At 64.1% G+C, this 20,722-nt stretch carries 16 protein-coding genes; 8 read left to right on the top strand and 8 right to left on the bottom strand.

Annotated elements, in window-relative coordinates; all coding sequences use genetic code 11:
• Positions 1 to 297 precede the first annotated feature (297 nt).
• From dsbG to dsbD, 3 genes are read right to left on the bottom strand one after another with little or no spacing between them, the layout of a single operon-like run.
• Positions 298 to 1,056, bottom strand: coding sequence for a thiol:disulfide interchange protein DsbG (gene dsbG, locus OO258_RS22130; RefSeq protein ID WP_266032620.1), 759 nt, complete (start codon positions 1,054 to 1,056; stop codon positions 298 to 300).
• Position 1,057: 1 nt separating this feature from the next.
• Positions 1,058 to 1,894 (bottom strand): TlpA disulfide reductase family protein, encoded by an 837-nt coding sequence (locus OO258_RS22135; RefSeq protein WP_010954989.1) that lies wholly within the window; start codon positions 1,892 to 1,894, stop codon positions 1,058 to 1,060.
• Positions 1,894 to 3,609, bottom strand: coding sequence for a protein-disulfide reductase DsbD (gene dsbD / locus OO258_RS22140; protein ID WP_266032623.1), 1,716 nt, complete (start codon positions 3,607 to 3,609; stop codon positions 1,894 to 1,896). Before dsbD ends, OO258_RS22135 begins: the two co-directional genes overlap by 1 nt.
• 366 nt (positions 3,610 to 3,975) lie before the next feature.
• Here dsbD and OO258_RS22145 point away from each other — a divergent pair, with 366 nt between their 5' ends.
• From OO258_RS22145 to OO258_RS22175, 7 genes are all read left to right on the top strand, one after another.
• Positions 3,976 to 6,807, top strand: coding sequence for a xanthine dehydrogenase family protein molybdopterin-binding subunit (locus tag OO258_RS22145; protein ID WP_266032626.1), 2,832 nt, complete (start codon positions 3,976 to 3,978; stop codon positions 6,805 to 6,807).
• Positions 6,800 to 7,336, top strand: coding sequence for a (2Fe-2S)-binding protein (locus OO258_RS22150; protein WP_266032628.1), 537 nt, complete (start codon positions 6,800 to 6,802; stop codon positions 7,334 to 7,336). The genes OO258_RS22145 and OO258_RS22150 overlap by 8 nt, the downstream gene beginning before the upstream one ends.
• Positions 7,337 to 7,338: 2 nt before the next feature.
• Entirely contained in the window at positions 7,339 to 8,550 is a 1,212-nt protein-coding gene (locus OO258_RS22155) for a cytochrome c (protein WP_266032631.1), read from the top strand.
• A gap of 3 nt (positions 8,551 to 8,553) precedes the next feature.
• Positions 8,554 to 9,525 (top strand): XdhC family protein, encoded by a 972-nt coding sequence (locus OO258_RS22160; RefSeq protein ID WP_266032634.1) that lies wholly within the window; start codon positions 8,554 to 8,556, stop codon positions 9,523 to 9,525.
• Complete coding sequence (locus OO258_RS22165) at positions 9,522 to 10,085, top strand: nucleotidyltransferase family protein (protein ID WP_266032637.1); 564 nt, start codon at positions 9,522 to 9,524, stop codon at positions 10,083 to 10,085. Before OO258_RS22160 ends, OO258_RS22165 begins: the two co-directional genes overlap by 4 nt.
• Positions 10,086 to 10,489: 404 nt before the next feature.
• Complete coding sequence (locus OO258_RS22170; protein WP_266032640.1) at positions 10,490 to 11,173, top strand: response regulator transcription factor; 684 nt, start codon at positions 10,490 to 10,492, stop codon at positions 11,171 to 11,173.
• Positions 11,170 to 12,492 (top strand): ATP-binding protein, encoded by a 1,323-nt coding sequence (locus OO258_RS22175; RefSeq protein ID WP_266032643.1) that lies wholly within the window; start codon positions 11,170 to 11,172, stop codon positions 12,490 to 12,492. The genes OO258_RS22170 and OO258_RS22175 overlap by 4 nt, the downstream gene beginning before the upstream one ends.
• Before the next feature lie 309 nt (positions 12,493 to 12,801).
• On the opposite strand, the gene OO258_RS22180 is transcribed toward OO258_RS22175, so the two are convergent.
• Complete coding sequence (locus tag OO258_RS22180) at positions 12,802 to 13,755, bottom strand: IS110 family transposase (protein ID WP_266032646.1); 954 nt, start codon at positions 13,753 to 13,755, stop codon at positions 12,802 to 12,804.
• A 508-nt stretch (positions 13,756 to 14,263) separates the two neighbouring features.
• On the opposite strand from OO258_RS22180, the gene OO258_RS22185 reads away from it, so the two are divergent.
• Complete coding sequence (locus OO258_RS22185) at positions 14,264 to 15,655, top strand: aspartate aminotransferase family protein (protein ID WP_266032649.1); 1,392 nt, start codon at positions 14,264 to 14,266, stop codon at positions 15,653 to 15,655.
• A gap of 40 nt (positions 15,656 to 15,695) precedes the next feature.
• On the opposite strand, the gene OO258_RS22190 is transcribed toward OO258_RS22185, so the two are convergent.
• The 4 genes from OO258_RS22190 to OO258_RS22205 form a co-directional block, all read right to left on the bottom strand.
• Entirely contained in the window at positions 15,696 to 16,652 is a 957-nt protein-coding gene (locus tag OO258_RS22190; RefSeq protein WP_266032652.1) for a siderophore-interacting protein, read from the bottom strand.
• A 74-nt stretch (positions 16,653 to 16,726) separates the two neighbouring features.
• Positions 16,727 to 17,848: a cupin-like domain-containing protein gene (locus OO258_RS22195; RefSeq protein ID WP_266032655.1), complete on the bottom strand. Its 1,122-nt coding sequence runs from the start codon at positions 17,846 to 17,848 to the stop codon at positions 16,727 to 16,729.
• Between the two features lie 64 nt (positions 17,849 to 17,912).
• Positions 17,913 to 19,202, bottom strand: coding sequence for an aminotransferase class V-fold PLP-dependent enzyme (locus tag OO258_RS22200; protein WP_266032659.1), 1,290 nt, complete (start codon positions 19,200 to 19,202; stop codon positions 17,913 to 17,915).
• A gap of 16 nt (positions 19,203 to 19,218) precedes the next feature.
• Entirely contained in the window at positions 19,219 to 20,565 is a 1,347-nt protein-coding gene (locus OO258_RS22205; protein ID WP_266032662.1) for a dipeptidase, read from the bottom strand.
• Positions 20,566 to 20,722 lie beyond the last annotated feature (157 nt).

Below are 20,722 nucleotides of genomic sequence, written 5' to 3' on the forward strand. Positions count from 1 at the left end.
TGGCGTACGAAAGCCCTGCAGTGAACGTGTGAATATTCTTAGTTGTGCGCGGGGTGGGATTTTGATCAGGGGGCCGAGCAATCGAAGTTTCACATTAGCGGGCGCTGAATAATTGTTTCTAGATGTTTTAAGTTGCTGAGTTAGACCTGCACGGGATGGATCTGCCGGGCCGTGAGATTGATCAGCTAGATTTACCAGCCGGCTCGGGGCCCAGGTGAGGTTGAGCGGTGGGGCGGCGGAAATGGCGCCGCCGGGACGGCGCTCGATCTAGGCACCACCGCAACACTCAAGTGAAGCCTATCGCTTGCCCAGAATCTTCCCAAGCATCTCGGGCCGGGGTGCCCCTTGCTGGCTTTGCAGATTGCCTTGCTCATCCTGATAGAAAATGGCCGGAGTAGCCTGCAGTCCCATCTCTTCCATCAAGGCCATGTTCGCCGCCAGCTTCTGCTGTACCGTCGCCGGCACCTGGTCCAGGGGCTTCAGCGTGCTGGCCTTGCCGGCCTTTTCATGCTGTTGCAGGGCCTTGGCCGGATCTTTCGCTGCCAACAGCGCCGCCGATTTGCCCGGGCTGTCTTCGCGGATGATGCCGACCATGATATGGCGCAGCTGCACCTTGCCCGACTCTACCCACGGCCGCGCCTGTTCCCAGAACATGTTGCAGTATGGGCAGTTCGGGTCGCTGAACAGGTACACCTTGCGCGGCGCATCGGCCTTGCCGTCAGCGATCCACGCGGTCTTTTCCATTTTCGCCCAGATTTCTTTGCTCATCGGCGCGTAGACCAGCTTTTGCAGCGGCTCGGCGCTCAGGTCCTTGCCCTGTTCGTCGAACAGGCTGCCGACCAGCACGTGCTTGCCGTCGGGGGTCAGGTACAGGGCCAGGGCGTTGTTCTGGTACTCGGCGGCATAACCACGCAGGCCGTTAGGCGCATCGAAGCTGCCCTTGATCACGGCGCCCTTGGCTTGCAGCTGCTGAACTGCCTTGGGCAGTTCTTCGGCCTGCAGGGTAGGGGAGGCCAGCAGGGCCAGGGACAGGGGCAGCAGTGCAGTCAATCGCATGTCAGTTTCCTTGTGCGGCAGGGGCGGGCGCAATGGCCCGGTCGAAAGGTTCCAGGGCGTGACGCAGGCTGGCCCGGGACAGCTCGCCCAGGTGGCTGCCGACCAGCCGCCCGTTGGCGTCGTAGAACAGCGTGGTGGGCAGGGCCATGGAGCCGACGCGCTGGGCCAACAGGCCGGTGCCGTCGAACAGCACGTGGGTCAGGCTCAGGCCGGTGGTGGCGAGGAAGGTGCTGACGTTCTCGGGGGTTTCGCCCTGGTTGACGAACAGGAAGGTCACGTGCGGGTAATCGCTTTGTGCCTGTTGCAGCACTGGCATCTCACGCCGACAGGGTGGGCACCAGGTGGCCCAGATGTTGATGACCAGCGGCTTGCCGCGGTAGCTGTGCAATGCCACGGCCTGGCCGCCGGCGTTGTTCAGGCTCAGTTCGGGCAGTTCGGTGCCTTTGCTGTACAGGTGGCCGCCGAGGCTGGCCAGGCCCCAGAACAGTGCCCCGCTGAACAGCGCCCAGCCTAGTGGGCGGCGCAGGCCGGGGTGGCGCCAGCCCTGCCACAGGGCTCCGAGCACGATGCCGGCAAGGCCCGACCAGAACAGGAAGCCGCCGTCACGGATGTCGATGATTTGCAGTGGGTCGTCCTGATACATCGGCCAGTAGGCCAGCACGAAGCCGGCGCGGGCACACAGCAGGCCGATCAGGAACAGGTTGAACAGCGCCGATTCCGGGCTCTCGCCGCCACGTCGGGCGACCCACCAGCCGACCACGCTGGCGATCACCAGGGCGGTGAGCATCAGCAGGTGGTTGAGGGCCATGGTCAGTGGCCCGAGTGTTACGGTCAGCATCAGCCTTGACTCCTGGTCTGGACCCAGTGTTGCTGGAACGCGGCTGCGTCCACCTCACCGGTGATGCGTCGCGCGCGGCGTTCTTCGCCTTCCGGGCCGATCCAGATAATGCTGGGCGGGCCGGGTACCTGATAGCGCTGCAGCAGGGCCTTGCTGGCAGGGCTGTCGGCGGTCACGTCCAGGCGCAGCAGGTGTACACCGGCCAGTCCGGCTTGCACGTCGCTGCGGGCGAACACCTGCTTTTCCATGACCTTGCACGACACACACCAGTCGGCATAGTAGTCGAGCATCACCCACTGGCCACGGGCTTTGGCGGCGTCCAGTTCACGTTGCAGGTCTTCGGGGCGGCTGACAGTGACGAAGCTGTCCTCGGTATGCTGGCTTTGGGCTGGCGCGGCGGCACCGCCGGCGAAGGGGCGTAGTGGCTGCCAGAGGTCGTCGCCACCGGCTGCCGCGCCTACCAGCAGCAGGCCGCCCCACAGCGCGCCGAGCAACGGTACTGCACGCAACGCCGGCAGCCGTTGCAGGGCCGGCCACGCGGCCCAGGCCAGGGCGATCAGCCAGGCGCCGCTCAGCGCCAGCAGCAGGGTCGCTGGCAGCAGGCTACGCACGGTATACAGCGCCATGGCCAAGAACACGAAGCCGAACACCGCCTTTACCCTGTTCATCCAGGCACCCGGGCGCGGCAGGTAGCGGTTGCCCAAAGTGACCAGCAACAGCAGCGGCACGCCCATGCCCAGGCCGAGGCTGAACAGCACCAGCGCGCCTTGCAGCACGTCACCGCTCTGCGCGATGTACAGCAGCGCACCTGCCAGCGGCGCAGTCATGCACGGGCCGAGCAACAGGCCGGACAACGCCCCGAGCAGTGCCGCGCCATACAGGTTGCCGCCACGGGTACCTTGCCCGGCGCGGTCCAGGCGGTCGCGCAGGGCGGCAGGCAGTTGCAGCTCGAAGGCGCCGAACATCGGCAGTGCCAGCAGCACGAACAGCCCCGCCAGGCTGCCCAGCAGCCAGGGTTGCTGCAGCCAGGCCTGCAGGCTGGCACCCAGCAGGGCAGCAACCACCCCCAGCCCGGCGTACACCATGGCCATGCTCAGCACATAGACCCCGGCCAGCACCCAGCCACGGCGGGCGCTGGCGCCATTGCCCAGCACCAGCCCGGCCAGGATCGGCAGCATCGGCAGCGAGCAGGGGGTAAACGCCAGCAGCAGGCCAAGGCCGAAGAACGCCAGCAGGCTCCAGGCCAGGTGGCCTTGTTGCAGGCCGCTGGCCAGGGCCTGGTCGCTGGCTTGCTCGGCGGCGGGCGTTACGCTGCCGCCCAAGTCGATCGAGGTGGTTTGCGGCGGGTAGCACAGGCCGGCATCGGCACAGCCCTGCCAGCCCAGGCGCAACTGACCCTGGGCGTTGGCAGGCAATACCAGTTCAAGCTGGTCGCGGTACACCGCGCTGTCGCCGAAGAACTCGTCGTGATGGTTGAGTGCGGGTGGCAGTTGCGGGTGCTGCTCGGTGGGCAAGCCATCGAACTTCAGCCGCTTCTGGTAGAGGTAGTAGCCCGGCTTGATCTGGAAGTACAGGCGCGTTTGGCCGTCGGCCTGGCGGTCGTGGGTGAGCACGAAGGCTTGGTCAACCGGCAGGAAGTCTGGTTTCACATCGAACGGGTTGGCTTGCAACGGGCCGGCCAGCAGTAGTGTGAGGAAGAGCAGGAGAACGCGCATGTCTTCGCCTTGGCAGATCTGGGAATGGGGCCATGCTGGATGGGGTTGATTAAATGAAGGTTAACCCGGGATTTGGGGCTGGGAGAGCATTAGGGCTTGCAGGTCTTGGCCTTGGGATTTTCAGCGCCTGTTAGATCGAGCGCCGCCCGCGCGGCGCTCGATCTAACAGGCGCTGAACCCCTAAAGCCCAACACCCCCAGCCCCATCCCAGCCCCCCCTCAACCCTCGTCACACCGCGACACATTGTCGGCTTGACTTTGCCTAGCCCCACCCAATTGCTGTAAAGTTGACGCCAAGGTCAGCTTTTCTCAAGCCAGGCCAAGAATCAAAAGAAAGGGCAGGCCCCAACTGCCCAGAGGATCAAGCATGTCCAACCGTGATATTTCCCGGCGCGCCTTCCTGCAAGGCGGCCTGATCGCTGGTGTCGGTGTGACCATGGCGCCACTTGGCAGCCAGGCCTTCGCCGCTTTGATGGAGGAGCGCGTCACCACCTCGCCGCAGAAGTGGATGAACCACGACGGCAAAGCGCGTTTCCGTAACGACGCCTTGTCCAAGGTCTGCGGCGACAAAGTGTTCGCCCGCGACATCCGCGCCAAGGACATGCCCGGGTGGCCCGCGCAGCAGGGTCATGCGCTGCTGCTCAAGGCGACCAAGGTCGATCGGATTTATGCCGGCCATGACCTCAGCCTGCTCGGGGCCGACCTGCAGCCTGACCGCATCGTCACCGCCGCCGACCTGGAGCAGGATGGCATCGCCTGGCCAGAAGCCCACTCGCCCGACCCGCTGCTGCCGGCCGGGAAGGTGCCGATGTTCATCGGCCACCCGGTGGCGATTCTGATCTGGCACGATTTCGAGCGTTTCCGTCAGGCCAAGCGCAAGCTGCAGTTCAACGATCAGGCGATCCGCTATGGTGCCCAGGCGCCGCTGTACCAGCGCGACCCTTATGGCAGCTTCCGCTTCGTGCGCGTGGGCGGCGCCACGCCGTTCGACGACGATGAGTTCTCCAGCCTGAAGAACTCCATGCTGTTCCCCACCATTCTCAACCGCAAGCCGGTGTGGTCGAAGCAACCCAACCAGCACGGCGACCTGACCGAGCAGGGGCTGTTTTACGCCAAGCGCATGGCCGAGCAGCTGGACAACCCGCCCGAAGACTGGCTGGTGTTCGAAGAACGCTACAAAACGCCGTCCATCGAGCCTGCCGCGCTGGAGCCGGACAACGGCAATGGCTGGTACGACCCGGCCAGCGGCACGCTGCACTTCGTGGTCGCCACCCAGTGCCCGTTCGAAGTGGCGCAGGAATGCGTGCACATGATCAAGCCGTCGCGTTTCGCCCTGAACACGCTGAACATGCACCCTGGCTACACCGTGGGCTATGGCTCGAAAGACAACAACATCTTCGTCTTCTACGCTGCCGTGGCAGCGCTGTATGGTGCCGGGGTGCCGATCCGCCTGGCCAACGACCGCTACGAGCAGTTTCAGAGCGGTATCAAGCGCCATGCCTTCGACATTCGCTACCAGCTGGCGGTGGACAAGAAGGACAACAGCTTCAAGATCTTCCGCGCCGACATGAGCTGCGACGGCGGCGGGCGCATCAACTACAGCCCTTCGGTGGCCGCCGTGGGAGCCACCGCGGCGCAGTCGATCTACTACATGCCGCAGAACGACCTGTCGGTGACCGCCTACTTCTCGCGGGGGGTCGAGGCGGGCTCCATGCGCGGCTACGGCACCCTGCAGAGCATGGCCGCCACCGAAATGATGGTGGATGAAATCGCCGGTCGCCTGGGCGTCGATGCCATCGACCTGCGCCGTGCCAACGCGCTGAAATCGGGCATGAAGAACACCCAGGGTGCGGTCCCGGCGGGCGCCTTGCGCCTTTACGAGATCCTCGACAAGGCCGCCGTGCACGAATGGTGGCGCAACCGCGCTGCACGCAAGCAACAGATGGACGCCAAGGACCCGGACCACTGGTACGGCGTCGGTTTCGCCATCTGCCAGAAGGACTTCGGCACAGGCTCCGAGGCGCCGATGGCCAGTGTCGAATTCAGCGCCGATGGGCGCATCAGCCTGCGCCACATCGGTACCGAGCTGGGCACTGGCATGTCCACTTCCCAGGCTCTGGTGATCAGCGACTTCCTTGGCCGTTCGGCCGACGAGGTGAAGACCGCGGTCACCGAATGGCCAGAGCTGCAGCTGACCACCAGCGGCAATCCCTACCTGATCAGCCAGCCCGAACAGGACGCTGCGCTACGCAACCCGCGCTGGGTTGGCAAGCTGGCGTCGCCGTCGTCGGCCACCAACTCGGCGTTCTACTTCAGCCACGCCACCCGTGAAGCCGCCCGTGTGCTGTTCAACCATGGCCTGTGGCCGGCGGCCATGGCCATCTGGAGCCAGGGCCCGCATGGCGGCCAGGCCAACCCGCTGGTGGTGCGCCGCGAGAACGCGGTGTGGGTCAACGGTGAGTTGACCGGCAACGGCCTGGCGCCGATTCCGTTTGCCCAGCTGGCGCAGAAGGCCCACGACATGGGCCTGGTGACTGGCGTGAGCGTGCACGGCTTCAACCGCTGGAGCTGGGCCGAGGCCGACTTTGTCATCGACGGCGTGCGCGAGCGCTTCCCGCTCGATGCCATGGCGGTGAAATACGGCGATGGTGCGGTGAATGCCAAAAAGGCGCAGATGGGTAGCCATGGCTATCACCTGCTCGACCGGCAGAATGCGGCCTACCCCGACACCCAGCTGAACAACGCCATGGTCACCTACTACAGCCCGGTGGCGACCATCGTCGAGGTCAAGGTCAACAAAGGCACCCTGGAGACGCAGGTGCTCAACCACCACAGCTGGATCGAGTGTGGCCGGGTGCTGGTACCGGAGCTGGTCAAAGGCCAACTCGAAGGCGGTATCGCCATGGGCATTGGTCATGCGCTGACCGAAGAGATGCCGTTGTATGAAGGCGGGCCCGGGGAGGGTGACTGGAACTTCAACCGCTACCGCCTGCCGCATGCGCGCGATGTGGCGGTGTGGAAACAGACCAGCGAAATCCTCCCACCGCTGTCACCGACCGACCCGTCCAAGGGCATAGCCGAGGTGGTGATGATCCCGGTCGTCGGTGCCATCGGCAATGCCGTCGCGCATGCCATCGGCAAGCGCGTGCGCGATCTCCCCATCACCCCAGCCCGTATCAAGGAGGCCCTCAATGGCTAACCGTCCACTGCAACTGACCCTCAACGGTCAACCGGTCGGTCCGGTCGAGGTCCCCGCTGACCTGGCGATGATCGACTATCTGCACGAACACCAGAACCTTACCGGCTCACGCCTGGGCTGCGGCCAGGGCATCTGCCACGCCTGCGTGGTGATCGTCGACAACCCCGACGGCACCAGCGAGGAGGTGCGCACCTGCATCACGGGCGCCCACTATTTCGAAGGCAAGAAAGTGCGCACCATCGAAGGCCATGCCAAAAAAGACGAGGCCGGCAACCTGACGCTGAATCCGATCCAGCAGAAGTTCGTCGACCTGTTCGCCTTCCAGTGCAGCTATTGCGCACCGGGCTTTGTCAACGCCGCCACCGTGCTGGTGGAAACTGCCCAGCGCCAGCCGCTGAAGAAGAGCGAAGTGGAAGACCGCATCGAGGCCAGCCTCGGCCACCACATCTGCCGCTGTACAGGCTACGTGCGTTACTACGATGCCACCCGCACGGTGCTCAATGACCTCGGCCTGGTCAAGGAGGGTTGAGCATGGGCTTCGTACGTAGCGCATTGGCGCTGGCATTCGGCGTGGCTTTCACTTCGGTTGCACTGGCGGCCGACCAGGCGCAGGTCAAGCGGGGCGAATACCTGGCCCGCGTGGCCGACTGCATGGCCTGTCATACCGCCGAAGGCGGTGCGCCGTATGCGGGCGGCCTGCCGATTCATTCGCCGTTTGGCACCATTTATGGCAGCAATATCACCCCGGACAAACAGTACGGCATCGGTAACTACAGCGCCGACGAGTTTTTCGCCGCAGTCACCGAGGGCAAGCGCAAGGACGGCGCCAACCTTTATCCTGCGATGCCTTACACCTCGTACCACCTGATCAAGCGTGAAGACTCGGACGCGATCCTCGCCTACCTGATGACCATACCGCCGATCAACCGCCCGGCACCGCAGACCGCCTTGCGCTTCCCGTTCAATGTGCGCATGGGGCTCAGCGGCTGGAATATGCTGTACGGCAAGAGCGTGCAACTGCAGCCAACCGAGGGCAAAAGCCCGGCGTGGCAGCGCGGCCAGTACATGGTCGAGGTCATGGGCCATTGCGGCGAGTGCCATACCCCGCGTAACCCGATCGGCGCGCTGCAGCAGGACCAGCGTCTGAGCGGCGGCCTCCTGGGAGGCTATCTGGCGCCAAGCCTGCTGGCCCAGGACCTGGCCGAGCGCGGCTGGACCCAGCCGGACCTGACCACCTTCCTCAAGCACGGCATCAGCGCCCAGGGCAGCATGTTCAACGAGATGTTCCCGGTGGTGCACCACAGCACCCAGCACCTTGAAGACGCCGACCTGGCGGCCATGGCCACCTTCCTGCTGGGCGATCAGCCGCCAGCGGCCAAGGTCATCCAGCCCGTCGCCCTGGAGCAGATGAGCGACAGCGCCCGGCGCGGCCATCAGCAGTATCTCAACGTCTGCGCCGGCTGCCATGGGGTCGACGGCGAGGGCAAGCCGCACATCGCCGTGGCCATGCGCGGCAACACCGTGCTGCGCCAGGCCGACTCGCGCAACCTGGTCAAGGTGGTCCTCGAGGGCATCCGCGAACAGCAGTTCACCGGCTTCGAGCGCATGCAGCCGATGCCAGGCTTTGCCGACAAGCTCGATGACCAGCAGGTGACGGACATGGTCAACTACCTGCGTCAGGCCTGGGGTGGATTACCCGGTGACCTGGGCGTGCAGCAGCTCGCCGAGCTGAAGGCGGAATAGCCCGTGCAGCATCTCGATCTTCAGGTTATCCGCCAAGCATTGCAGTGGTCGTGCAGCGGCCAGCGCGTATGGCTGTGCACGGTACTCGCCACCTATGGCTCGGCACCGCGGGCGCCGGGCTCGCTGTTGGCGGTGAACGCCAGCGGCCAGTGGCTGGGTTCGCTGTCCGGTGGCTGCGTCGAAGACGACTTCCTTGAACGCGTCGGTTTGGGCGAATTCCCCGAACCGGTTGCCATCGTGCGTTATGGCGATGGCAGTGACTCGCGCTCGAGCATTCGCCTGCCCTGTGGTGGGGTGCTTGAAGTGCTGGTGGAAAACCTGGCGCCCGAGTGCGAAGTGCAGGCGCACCTGCGTGAGCTGCAACGTGCATTGCTGGGCCAGCGCCGGCTGCTGCGAGAGGTGCGTCTGCCCGAGGGGAGTCGCCAGCTGGCCAATGACCACAGCCAAGGTCCGCGGGTCGAACGGGAAGCCGCCTGGGTGCGTCTACGGGTCGGCGCCGCCCAGCGCCTGCTGCTGGCCGGCTATTCCAGCGTGGCGCATTTTTGTGCCGAGTTCGGCAAAGGGATGGGTTTTGAAGTCATCCTCTGCGAGCCGCGTGATGAGGTGCTCGATGGCGTGCGGCTGGATGGCATCGAAGTACGCCGTGAGCTGCCATCGGAATTTATCGCCAATGGTGGTTGCCATGCCGACACGGCGGTGGTTGCATTGACCCATGATCCGAAAATCGATGACCTGGCCATGCTTGAAGCGGTGCGTACCGAAGCGTTCTATATCGGCGTGATGGGCTCGAAGGCCACCTCCGACAAGCGTCGCGAACGCTTGCAGCGAATTGGTGGCCTGGGCACCGACGAACTGGCGCGCATCCATGCGCCGATCGGCCTTAACCTGGGTAGCAAGACCCCGGCTGAAATCGCCCTGGCGGTGCTGGCCGATATCCTGCGCCTGCGCAACGGCATTGGGCGGGAAGCGCTGTGAGCGTGGTCGCGTTGGTGCTGGCGGCCGGGCGCGGCACGCGCTTCGGTTCCGACAAGCGCCGGGCGACGCTGGCTGATGGCCGTAGCCTGCTGGCGCATAGCGTGGAGCGGGCCAAGGCGGTGTTCGATGATGTGCGTGTGGTGTTGCGCACGGGCGAGCGCGGCGAGGATCTTGGCTTGCCTGCCGGATACCGGGTGGTTGCCAGCGCAGATGCGGCGTCGGGTATGGGGCACAGCCTGGCTGCCGGTGCCGGGTCGCTGGACGACAGCCAGGCTCGGGCGGTGGCGATTCTGCTGGGGGATATGCCGTGGATCGAGCTGGCGACCTTGCGCCGGTTGGCCGAGGTGTCCAGTGCTTCGAACATCGTCTTGCCGCGCCATGCGGGGCAACAGGGGCACCCGGTGATTTTCGGGCGCGATTTCTGGCCGGCGCTGCGGCAGTTGGCCGGGGATGAGGGGGCGCGGGCGGTGGTGCAGGCACACCGGGATCGTTGTGTCGTGGTTGAAGTGGGGGATGCTGGGGTTTTGTTGGATGTGGATACGCCGCGGGGATTGATGTAGGCCGAGGGTGTTCGCCACGGAGAATTCTGTGGCTGGGAGATCGAGCGCCGCCCGCGCGGCGCATCGCGAGCTGCGCTCGCTCCTACGTTTTTTTCTGGCCAGTGACGCCAGTGACAGGCGCGCGCGACCGCCTTGTTTGTACGACGCAATATCGCGCCATGCGCCAGGCGTTCGCGCGCAAATCCCGCAGAGATAACTGGCCCGAAACAACCGTAGGAGCGAGCGCAGCTCGCGATGCGCCGCGCGGGCGGCGCTCGATCTCCCAGGCGCAGAATTCTTTGTGGCGAACCCCCGGCCCCTGACGACACCCAAAGCGAGCCCCCAGCCACCCCACAAAAGGTCCATAATCCCCCCTTAATCCGCCCAAGGTGCAATACCAGCCACACCACTCCGGGAGCCCCACCATGCACGTTCTGCTCTGCGAGGACGACGACCTGATCGCCGCCGGCATCTGCGCCGGCCTCACCGCTCAGGGCTTGACCGTGGACCGGGTGGGCAATGCTGCCGCGGCGCGGGCGATGCTGCAGGCCGCGCAGTTCGACGTGATGATCCTCGACCTCGGCCTGCCCGACGAAGACGGCCTCAAGCTGCTGCGCCGCCTGCGCGAGAAAGGCGAGACACTGCCGGTACTGGTGCTCACTGCCCGGGATGCCGTCACCGATCGTGTCGATGGCCTGCAGGCCGGTGCCGACGATTACCTGCTCAAACCCTTCGACCTGCGCGAGCTTGCCGCGCGCCTGCATAGCTTGCTGCGAAGGGTGGCCGGGCGCGCGGTGAACGTGATCGAGCACGGCCCGCTGCGGTATGACCCGAGCAGCTGCGAGGCTACCCTGGCGGGTCAGCATGTCGACCTGTCCCGCCGTGAGCAGGCCCTGCTCCAGGCGCTGCTGCAGAACCCTGGGCGGGTGCTGTCCAGCGAGCAACTGAAGGACTGCGTCTACGGCTTTAGCGACGAAGTCGAGAGCAATGCCTTGAATGTGCATATCCATCACCTGCGGCGCAAGCTCGGCAACGGTATCGTCGAGACCGTGCGCGGCCTCGGCTATCGCCTGGGCCCGGCGCAAGCGCCGGAGGAGGCCGCATCATGAGCTTGCGGGTGCGCCTGAGCCTTATCCTGGGCAGTGCCTTCGTGATCATCTGGGTGCTGGCTGCTGCGTGGATGCTGCGCGACCTGCGCCAGCAGATGATGTTTTCCCTCGACCAGCGCCTGGTGGCTTCGGCGCGGATGGTTGCCGGGCTGATCGACCAGCTGCCGCAACCGCTGACCGCCAAGGGCGGCGAAGCGCACTTTTCTGCCGACCAGTTCAGCGTGCCGGACGGCATGGCCTGCCAGGTCAGCTCGCTGCGTGGCGAGATCCTCGCCAGCAACCACAAGCATGATGGCGCCATGGATGACGAGCGCAGTGGCTTCCGTGACCAGACCATCGACGATGCGTTGTGGCGCACCTTCACCTACAACCATGGCGATGTGCGCATCACCACGGCCGACCGGCACATGGAACGCGAGGCGCTGAACCAGTCGATTCTGCTGGCGGCTTCTGCGCCGGTACTGATGGCCCTGCTCGGCAGCCTGGGGCTGTTGTGGATTGGCCTGGGCAAGGGCCTGGAGCCGCTCAACCGCATGCGCGATGCCTTGCGCCGCAGGCGTGCGGACAGTGTCGAACCGCTGCAGGTGGCAGGCATGCCCAGCGAGTTGCAGCCGTTGCTGGAGACCCAGAACCAGCTGTTTCTGCGCATTGCCCAGACCATCGAGCGTGAGCGGCGTCTGACCGACGATGCTGCACATGAACTGCGCAGCCCGCTGACCGCGATCAAGACCCACCTGCAGGTGGCGCGCATGACCGACGGTGCAGTGCGCGAGCAGGCGCTGGAGCATGCCGAGCAGGGCACCGACCGCATGCACCGCACGCTTGAGCAGTTGCTGATGCTGGCGCGGGTAGAAGGCAGCTTGTCGTTCGAGGATGGCGTGCAGTGCAGTGCCGAGCAGGTGGCACGGCAGGCGATGCAGGATGCCGGCGGCGGCGACAACCGGCGTATCGTGCTGCGTCTGCCTGAGGAGGCTACGCAAATCTACCTGGGCATGCCGGCACCGTTGGCGGTGGCAGCACTGCGCAATCTGCTGGACAACGCCTTGCGTCATGGCGGTGACGAGGCGGTTGAGTTGGACGTGCAGATGGCCGACGGGCAGGTGGGGTTCATGGTTCGCGATCATGGGCCTGGAATTGCCGACGCGGACCTGGAGCATTTGACCGAGCGCTTCTGGCGCAATGGGCAGAGTGGTGGTTGCGGGCTCGGGTTGGCGATTGTGCAGGCGATCGTGCAGCGGTGTGCCGGTAGCCTGAGGTTTGACAGCCGTAGTGACGGGTTGCGGGTGCTGTTGCAAGTCCCAGCGCGGACCGGGCGTTGATGTTCATCGCCTGTCCGGGCGCTTCGCGGGTGAACCCACACAGGTACCCCGCAGGCTTGAGGCGATGCAGTACCTGGGGAAACAACTGGCTTGCTCAATTTCGTGAATCTAGCGCAATCACTGTGGGAGCGGGCTTGTCCCGCGAACACGGGCGAAGCCCGTGCCATCCACCGTGTTGGATGCTTCGCGGGACAAGCCCGCTCCCACAGCTACCCCCGCAGGCTTGAGGCTGGTGCAGTACCTGGGGAAACAACTGGCTTGCTCAGTTTCTAAAATCTAGTGCAATCCCTGTGGGAGATTCTATGGTTTTCAGCAAGCCAATTTCCGGCTTTTGGTGACGTATTCGCCCTGATCTCGCATCAGGGCGAATGCGACGCGAGCGAGCTTGCGAGCCAAGATCACTAGTGCCTGGGTCGTTGCTTTACCGTTGCTCCGATACTGCTCATACACGTCCTTCCAGGTAGTTGACCTACTGGCCGACATCGCTGCGTTATGCAACAAACGACGAATCTCCGAACAGCCTCGCTTTGTAAGGCGGCGGCGTCCATTCTTTTGCCCGGAGTCATTCTCTCGCAGGTCCATCCCCAAGAAGGCGATGTAAGCGTCACTGCTTTTGAATTCGCCTCTGATAAACGCCATTACCAGTGCTGACGCTGTGAGAAAACCAATACCTTCCACGGCCTGGCAGCGAATAACCTGTTCAAGCAGCCCTGCCTCTCGCAATACTTCTTTGATCTTCTTTTGTATCAGCAAGTCCAGCCGTTCTATCGACTTGACGAAGGTTTCGAAGGCTGCTTTCAACAGGCCCTCGTTAGCCCAGCTCTGCGTCATTGCAGTACGGGCCGATACCAGCGCAGCCCTGCGCCGCAGAAGGCTCTGCAGCTTGCCGTAGACAGCGGGAGGCGGGGTCCAAGGGCGAAGATCCTCACCCTCGTTTTTCAGAAAACGGGACAGCAACCGCGCATCGGACGGGTCAGTTTTGACTCGGCCGCCAACACTCTTGCGATAGTTACTCAGTTGAAATCCATCAATGACATAAACATCAAAGCCCATGCCGTGGGCTAGCTCGACCAGATCCAAGTGATAGATGTTGGTCGCTTCAACGGCGATAGCCGTGTTCAGTGGCTGCTGCTTGAGCCACTTATTGATTTCAGATTTGGAGTTTTTCAGCTTGATGATCTCATCACGCTCCTCGTGATGGATCACCAATTCAGCTTTTGCAACGTCCGCTCCAATGATCGACTTCACTACCTGCATTGCCATCGGCGGCTCTCCACGTTATGGTTTTTCGGCTTGAAGGGCTTTCACCAAGAGGCGCTGGCTTGCTTCTATCGTCGCTTGCAAACGATGCATTCTTTATCGGCGCTTTGGTGGAAGGGGTGGGGCGATGTCTCCCACGGTCTGTACTGCTCGTAACAGTCAGAATCGGGCATTTAGTCCCACCACCCCTTCAAGTCTAACCATACAAGCGGGCTTGAGGCTGGTGCAGTACCTGGGGAAACAACTGGCTTGCTCAGTTTCCAAAATCTAGCGCAATCACTGTGGGAGCGGGCTTGTCCCGCGAACACGGGCGCAGCCCGTGCCATGCACCGTGTTTGGGAAGTTTTCCTCGATCGCGCAGTGACCAATCCCCATACAGACACAAGCGGGTTCACCCGCGAAAGGGCCGGCACAGACCAAAATAAATCCCGCAGCAACCGCTAAATCCTACCCGCACTCAAGCGTTTTCAAAGCGATAACTGCCCATTCGCTTGCTTGCGAGGATTCACCCATGTCCACCGCTTCCAGCCTTGCCCAGGTCGCACCGGCCAGCGCGCCGCAGCCTCTGTACGAATTCACCGATTCACCCTTGCTGCAGCGCCAGCAGCAACAAGAGTCCAACGCCCGCAGCTACCCGCGGCGCATTCCGCTGGCACTCAAGCGCGCCCGTGGTATCCATGTCGAAGATGTCGAAGGCCGCCAGTTCATCGATTGCCTGGCCGGCGCTGGCACCTTGGCCCTGGGGCATAATCACCCGGCAGTGATCGAGGCAATCCAGCGCGTGCTGGCTGACGAACTGCCGCTGCATACACTCGACCTGACCACCCCGGTCAAGGACCGCTTCGTCCAGGACCTGTTCGGCATCCTGCCCGAGGCCCTGCGTCGCGAGGCCAAGGTGCAGTTCTGCGGCCCGACCGGTACCGACGCCGTGGAAGCGGCCCTCAAGCTGGTGCGGGGCGCAACAGGGCGCAGCACCGTACTGGCCTTCCAGGGGGCGTACCACGGCATGAGCCAAGGCGCCTTGAGCCTGATGGGCAGCCATGGCCCCAAGCAGCCGCTGGGTGCGCTGCTGAGCAACGGCGTGCAATTCATGCCGTACCCGTACGATTACCGATGCCCGTTCGGCCTGGGTGGTGAGGCCGGTGTGAAGGCCAACCTGCATTACCTGGAAAACCTGCTGCTCGACCCTGAAAGCGGTGTACCGCTGCCTGCCGCCGTGATCCTTGAAGTGGTACAGGGTGAGGGCGGGGTAATTCCGGCTGACATCGAATGGCTCAAAGGCGTGCGGCGCATTACCGAGCAGGCGGGCGTGGCGTTGATTGTCGACGAGATCCAGAGCGGCTTCGGCCGTACCGGGCGGATGTTCGCCTTCGAGCACGCCGGCATCGTGCCCGACGTGGTGACGTTGTCCAAGGCAATCGGCGGCAGCCTGCCGCTGGCGGTAGTGGTGTATCGCGACTGGCTGGACACCTGGAAGCCGGGCGCCCATGCCGGTACCTTCCGTGGCAACCAGATGGCCATGGCGGCGGGGTCGGCGGTGATCAACTACCTGGTCGAGCACCGCCTGCCGGAGCATGCCGAGGCCATGGGGCTGCGCTTGCGCCAGCACCTGTTGCAGTTGCAACGGGATTATCCGCAGTTGGGTGATGTTCGCGGGCGTGGCTTGATGCTTGGGGTGGAACTGGTGGACCCGCATGGCAAACGGGATGCCTTGGGTTACCCGCAGGCCAACCATGAGCTGGCGGCCAAGGTGCAGCGCGAGTGCCTCAAGCGCGGGTTGATCCTGGAGCTGGGGGGGCGGCATGGCGCGGTGGTGCGCTTCCTGCCGCCCTTGATCATCAGCGGCGAGCAGGTCGATGAGGTGGCGCAGCGCTTTGCCGAGGCGTTGATCGCGGCAGTCTGACCGGTTGCCGGGGCTGCTTTGCGGCCCCGGCTGTACCAACTCAACCCAGGGACCGCCCGGCCCGCCAATAGCCCATCAAGGTAAGGCACTCGCGCTGCAACCCACGCTCCTTGATCAGGTGCCGACGTATGGCCATCACGGTCGCCGACTCTCCCGCCACCCAGGCGTAAAATGCGCTGCCGGTGCTGCTGGCCTGTTCCCACAGTATGCGTTTCTCGATATCCACTTCCTTCAGGCGCATGCCTGGTGCGGCATGGCCTTGTGGCAGGCTGGCCAGTTCACTCACGGCATGCAGCAGACCCTGGCCGTGCGCGCAGCGCAGCACGTTCCTGGGCAACCAGTGCACGCGGGCGGCCGGGCTGTGTTGCAGGGCGATGCAGTCGGCATCCAGGGGGACTTCGATGAAGGCCTCTACGTTGAGCTCCGCCGCGTCGTTTGCCAGGGATTCGAGAATGCCGGCGATAGCCGGCAGTGCCGTTTCGTCGCCGGCCAACAACACGTTGCGCACCCCTGCGGGTGGCTTCCACTCATAACCGCCCAGCTGGCCTTCATGGGCCAGGTGCGGGGCCAGCATCTGCAAGCGGTCGCCCACCTGGGCGTGAGTCGCCCAGGTCGAAGCCGGCCCGTTGACGCCGTGCAGTACGAAATCCACGTCCACCTCATGCGCTTCGCGGCGCAGGGCGCGAATGGTGTAGGTACGCATCACCGGGCGTCGGGCCACGGGCAGCGCTTCCAGCGCACTTTTCCAGTGCTGGCTGTCGGGCAACCTGGGCAGTGAGCCATCCGGGCCGGGGAAGAACAGTTTCACTCGTTGGTCGGGCGCACGCGTGCTCATTTGGGCCACCTCGGGGGCTTTGAACACCATGCGCACGAAGGATGGGCTCAGTTCGATCCGCTGGTGCAGCACCAGGTCGAACAGGCGATAGGCACTGGCGGCCGGGCGGCTGCCCAGCAGGCGGCGCAGGCCTTGTTGCAGCGTTTGGGTCAGGCTGGACATGCGGGGCCTTTTGCAGGGGTGTTTCTTTGTGGACGAGCTGTTGGCCCCGCGAATTAGGTTGCCGTGATCGCCGGTTACCAGCCGCGGCCGGAATCTACCCAGAAGTTCACCGACAGCGACGTGGACACCGACTCTACCTGGTGGAACCAGCCCTCGGGCAGGAACAGCAAGTCGCCGGCCTGCAATACCACGCGCAAGAAGGGCACTTCACGGGCTTCGGGGAAGCGCTCGTAGTCGGGGGCATCGGGGTTGAAGTCGCAGCCGTCCAGGCCGCCCTTCGGGCTGGTTGACCAGGTGCCCAGTGCGGCACGATGGTGCGGTGCTGCCAGGATGAACGATTTTTGCCCCCAGACCTGGGCGAACAGGTTGTCGGTATCATCCCGGTGCAGGGGTGTAAGGGTGCCTTTGGGGCCGATCCAGATGCGCGGTGGAATGAAGCGCTGGCGATCGAAGTAGTCCGGGTAGCGGATCAGGGCCTGCAGCTTCTCCGGCACGATATTGTTACCCATGTAGGCGGGCGGCTCGCCGGGCTTGGCCGGCTTGTCGAGCGAAGCGATGAAGTCGGCCATGGAGGTGGCGCGGAAGTCGCGGTCGGTAGAGAAAGTCTTCTTCACGTAGTCACCATGCCGGGTGATGCCCTGCAGCTCGGCAAAGTGGGCCAGCGAGGCGTCACGGCCCATGGTGAACAGCGGCCAGTCGCCAAGGGCATCGCTCAGCACCACTGGCACGCCCGTTGAAAGGTGTTCATGGTGAAACCGCGACGGCGGCATTTCGGCCCGTGACAGGCGTTGTACCTCATGCAGCGCGGGTTGGGCTGCCGAGACCTCCTCGCTGTAGCGTCCTGGCGTGGGGTAGCGCTGGTTCATCGCTGCCTTGCTGGCGGTCGTGCCTTGCCGCGCGCTGCTGATAACCTGCGGCAGCAGGGTCGCCAGGCCCATGTTGCCGGTTATTTTCAGGCGTCCGCTGGCGAACAGCTCCTCTACGTCGACAGCGCCCGCCATGATGCCGAGGAAGTCATCCTGGGCCACTTCGATCGTGACGTCCGGAGCCTCATGCCGGCCACCCCCCGTGCATGGGTTGTCGCGTACCTCGGACCAGTAGGCGAGCCCCTGGCCGAAGTCGAACTGGAACACGCCTTCGATACCGACGGCATGGGCATTGACGAACAGTTTTTCGAGTATGCGCTGAAAGTCCACGGTAAGCCTCGTCGGTTGTTGTTGTGCAGGTTTGGCATGGGATCGCGATGCCGGGCGCGGCCTGTCAGGCGCGCAAGCGCTGGCGCAGCACGTCGACCAGTCGGTCGATTTCCGCTTCGGTATTCAACAGGCCCGGCGCAGTGCGCACCACTGGCCCGGCATCGCGCGAAACGGCGTCGACGACGATGCGTTGGCTAGTCAGGTACCTGGCCAGTTCGTCGGCGTCCTGGCCTTTGCCGCGGAAGAAGGTGAAACCCGCTGAATGAGTGCTGCTGCGCGGGGTCACGAGTTCGATGGCGGGCAGGCTTTCCAGCTGTTGTTTGAGGTATTCGTTGAGGGCGTGGATACGCGCCTGCACGGCTGCCTTGCCGGTTTGCAGGTGCAATTCGAATGCCTTGCCCAAGGCCCATCGGTGCTCGAAGGCGTGGTAGCCGCCCGGGCTCATGGTGGTGGCGAAGTCTTCGTTTTCCGAGAAGGTGGCGATGCTCGGGTGCAGTTGCCCCAGCGCCGAGGATGCAGCGCAGATGATGCCGGTACCGCGCGGGCCGAACATCCACTTGTGGGTGCCGGAGATGAAATAGTCGCAGTTCAGGTCAGCGAAGCGCATGTCCTCGACACCGAAGCCGTGCACCCCGTCGATGACATACAGGATATGGTCGCGCTCATCCCGGTTCCGATTGATTTCGCGTACCAGCGCGCCGATTTCGCCAACCGGCAGTTTGACCCCGCTGCCCGAATGTACCCAGGTCATGCCCAGCACACGCGTTTGCGGGGAGATGGCCGCACGCAAGGTGCCCAGCACCTGGTCGGTGCTCACCTGCCAGGGCTGCTCGAACAGGCGCAGCCTGCGTACCGGGTTGCCATCGCGGGCGCTGCGGTAGTTCATGGTCTGTCGGGCGGCGGAGTGCTCGTGCACCGTGGTCAGGATTTCCTGGCCGGGCGCCAGCTTGATGCCGCCATAGATCAAACCCAGGCCCTCGGTAGTGCTGCCCGTCAGGGCAATCTGGCGTGGCGCCACCTCCAGGTAGCGTGCCGCCCATTGGCGTACCTCAGCCTCGTGTTTCCACTCCGACTGGGCATCCCAGTCGACCATTCGCGCCGGGTGACGGTCGAAACGTGCACGCAGGGCCTCGATGGCTTCGCGCACCGGCTTTGGATGAGAGGTGATCAGGAAATTGGCGAAGTGCGCATAGTTGGGGTCGAGTTCGAACAGGCGACGAAAATCGGCCCAACGCTGGTTGCCGGCGCTCGGGGTCGCCGTGGCCGCCTCGGCAACCGGTAGCAGCTGGCCGGCAAGCGGCAGGCTGGCGGCAAGGATGCCAGCCTGTTTGAGAAAGGTGCGGCGGTCGTTCATGACGGTGCTCGATGGCTTAGCGCTGAGAGGGTTCGGTGCCGTGGGCGGCGCTCTGCACCTGTTCCCAGACGCGCAGGAAGTTGCCGCCCCACAGTTTGGCGATATCGGCTTCGGAGTAGCCGCGGGTGATGAGTTCGGCGGTTACGTTGCGTGCCTCGCTGACGTCGTGCCAGCCGTCGATGCCGCCGCCTTCGTTGAAGTCCGAGCTGATGCCTACGTGGTCTATGCCGATCTTGCGCACGGTGTAGTCGATGGCATCACCGTAGTCCTTCAGCGTCGCCGGGGGCTCTTGATCGAGGATTGCGTAGAGCTCATTGGCGTACTGCCCGACTTTCTGCTCCGGCCAGCCGGCAATGACCGGGTCACCTGGCATCAGTGCGTAGTTCAGGTCTGCCAAGGGGGGCAGGGCGTAGCGTGCGCGCAAGGCATTGAGCTTTTCCTGGGTTTGCGCGCTGAGCGGCTTGAGGTAGCTGGAGAACGCGACCAGTTGCACGACACCGCCGCCGTCCTTGATCAGTTGCATTTCCTTGTCGGACAGGTTGCGGTTGATATCGACCATGGCCCGCGGTGCGGAGTGCGAGGCCACCACTGGTGTACGGCTGAGCTGGAGGACCTGGGTCAGTGCCTTGGTGGACATCTGCGAGACATCGATGATCACGCCCAGGTCATTGAGCCGTTGTACGGCGCGCTTGCCGATGGGGGACAGGCCATCGAGTGCATCGACGGTGTCGTTGAAGAATGGCAGGGGACGAGACGAGTCGGCCCAGCTGTTGTTGCCGACATAGCTGAAGCCGAACATGCGCACCCCGCGTGCCGCCCAGCGGTCGAGCTGGTCGATATCGTCCCCCAGCGCATACGCATTGAGCATGCTCAGAAACACCGCGAATTTGCCTTCGCCGTGCAAGCGCCGCATGTCCTGGGGGGTGTAGGCAACCGCAGCGCGTTCAGGGAAGTCGCGCACCATCGCGGTGATCGCGTTGTAGCGCACCTCCTGAGTATGCCGGGCCGCCTCGACGAAGCCTGGCGTGGGGCGATGCGGGCTGTTTGCGCCCGTCCAGGATTCGGGCCAGGCAAAGATGGTCAGCGCCGCGCCAGACAACCGCCCTTGGGCAGCCTTGGCCAGGTCGAAGCGGCCCGGCCCATTCTTGTCGGCTTCGCTGCCTTCGTTGCCGAAGTCCAGCGGCAAGGTGACATGGCTGTCGAACGAGATGATGCGTTCTTGCAAGTCGTTGGCTTGACGAACCACCTCCCGGGGGTAACCGCCAGGGGTCGCGAAATGGTACCAGGCAGCCAGACCGGCACCCGCGGCGACTGCCGCAGCCAGGCTGATGTACAGGGCTTTTTTCCAGCGTGGTGTCGTCATCTTGGTCTCAGTAGGTTCACCGTCGAGGGATGGCACAGGGGCCGCCGCTACCTGGGGTGAACGAGTCGACACGAAGGAAATTTAGCCGCCCCGGCCGCGGCGCTAAATTTCAGCGCAGGTACAACGTTCTAGCCTTGGACGGGCCGTGCTCCATGGC

This window comes from Pseudomonas sp. DCB_BI (assembly GCF_026240995.1).
GTDB lineage: Bacteria > Pseudomonadota > Gammaproteobacteria > Pseudomonadales > Pseudomonadaceae > Aquipseudomonas.

Coding starts and splice junctions, on each gene's coding strand:
- dsbG (WP_266032620.1), bottom strand. CDS start 1,056: ATGCGATTGACTGCACTGCTGCCCCTGTCCCTGGCCCTGCTGGCCTCC.
- OO258_RS22135 (WP_010954989.1), bottom strand. CDS start 1,894: ATGCTGACCGTAACACTCGGGCCACTGACCATGGCCCTCAACCACCTG.
- dsbD (WP_266032623.1), bottom strand. CDS start 3,609: ATGCGCGTTCTCCTGCTCTTCCTCACACTACTGCTGGCCGGCCCGTTG.
- OO258_RS22145 (WP_266032626.1), top strand. CDS start 3,976: ATGTCCAACCGTGATATTTCCCGGCGCGCCTTCCTGCAAGGCGGCCTG.
- OO258_RS22150 (WP_266032628.1), top strand. CDS start 6,800: ATGGCTAACCGTCCACTGCAACTGACCCTCAACGGTCAACCGGTCGGT.
- OO258_RS22155 (WP_266032631.1), top strand. CDS start 7,339: ATGGGCTTCGTACGTAGCGCATTGGCGCTGGCATTCGGCGTGGCTTTC.
- OO258_RS22170 (WP_266032640.1), top strand. CDS start 10,490: ATGCACGTTCTGCTCTGCGAGGACGACGACCTGATCGCCGCCGGCATC.
- OO258_RS22175 (WP_266032643.1), top strand. CDS start 11,170: ATGAGCTTGCGGGTGCGCCTGAGCCTTATCCTGGGCAGTGCCTTCGTG.
- OO258_RS22180 (WP_266032646.1), bottom strand. CDS start 13,755: ATGGCAATGCAGGTAGTGAAGTCGATCATTGGAGCGGACGTTGCAAAA.
- OO258_RS22185 (WP_266032649.1), top strand. CDS start 14,264: ATGTCCACCGCTTCCAGCCTTGCCCAGGTCGCACCGGCCAGCGCGCCG.
- OO258_RS22190 (WP_266032652.1), bottom strand. CDS start 16,652: ATGTCCAGCCTGACCCAAACGCTGCAACAAGGCCTGCGCCGCCTGCTG.
- OO258_RS22200 (WP_266032659.1), bottom strand. CDS start 19,202: ATGAACGACCGCCGCACCTTTCTCAAACAGGCTGGCATCCTTGCCGCC.
- OO258_RS22205 (WP_266032662.1), bottom strand. CDS start 20,565: ATGACGACACCACGCTGGAAAAAAGCCCTGTACATCAGCCTGGCTGCG.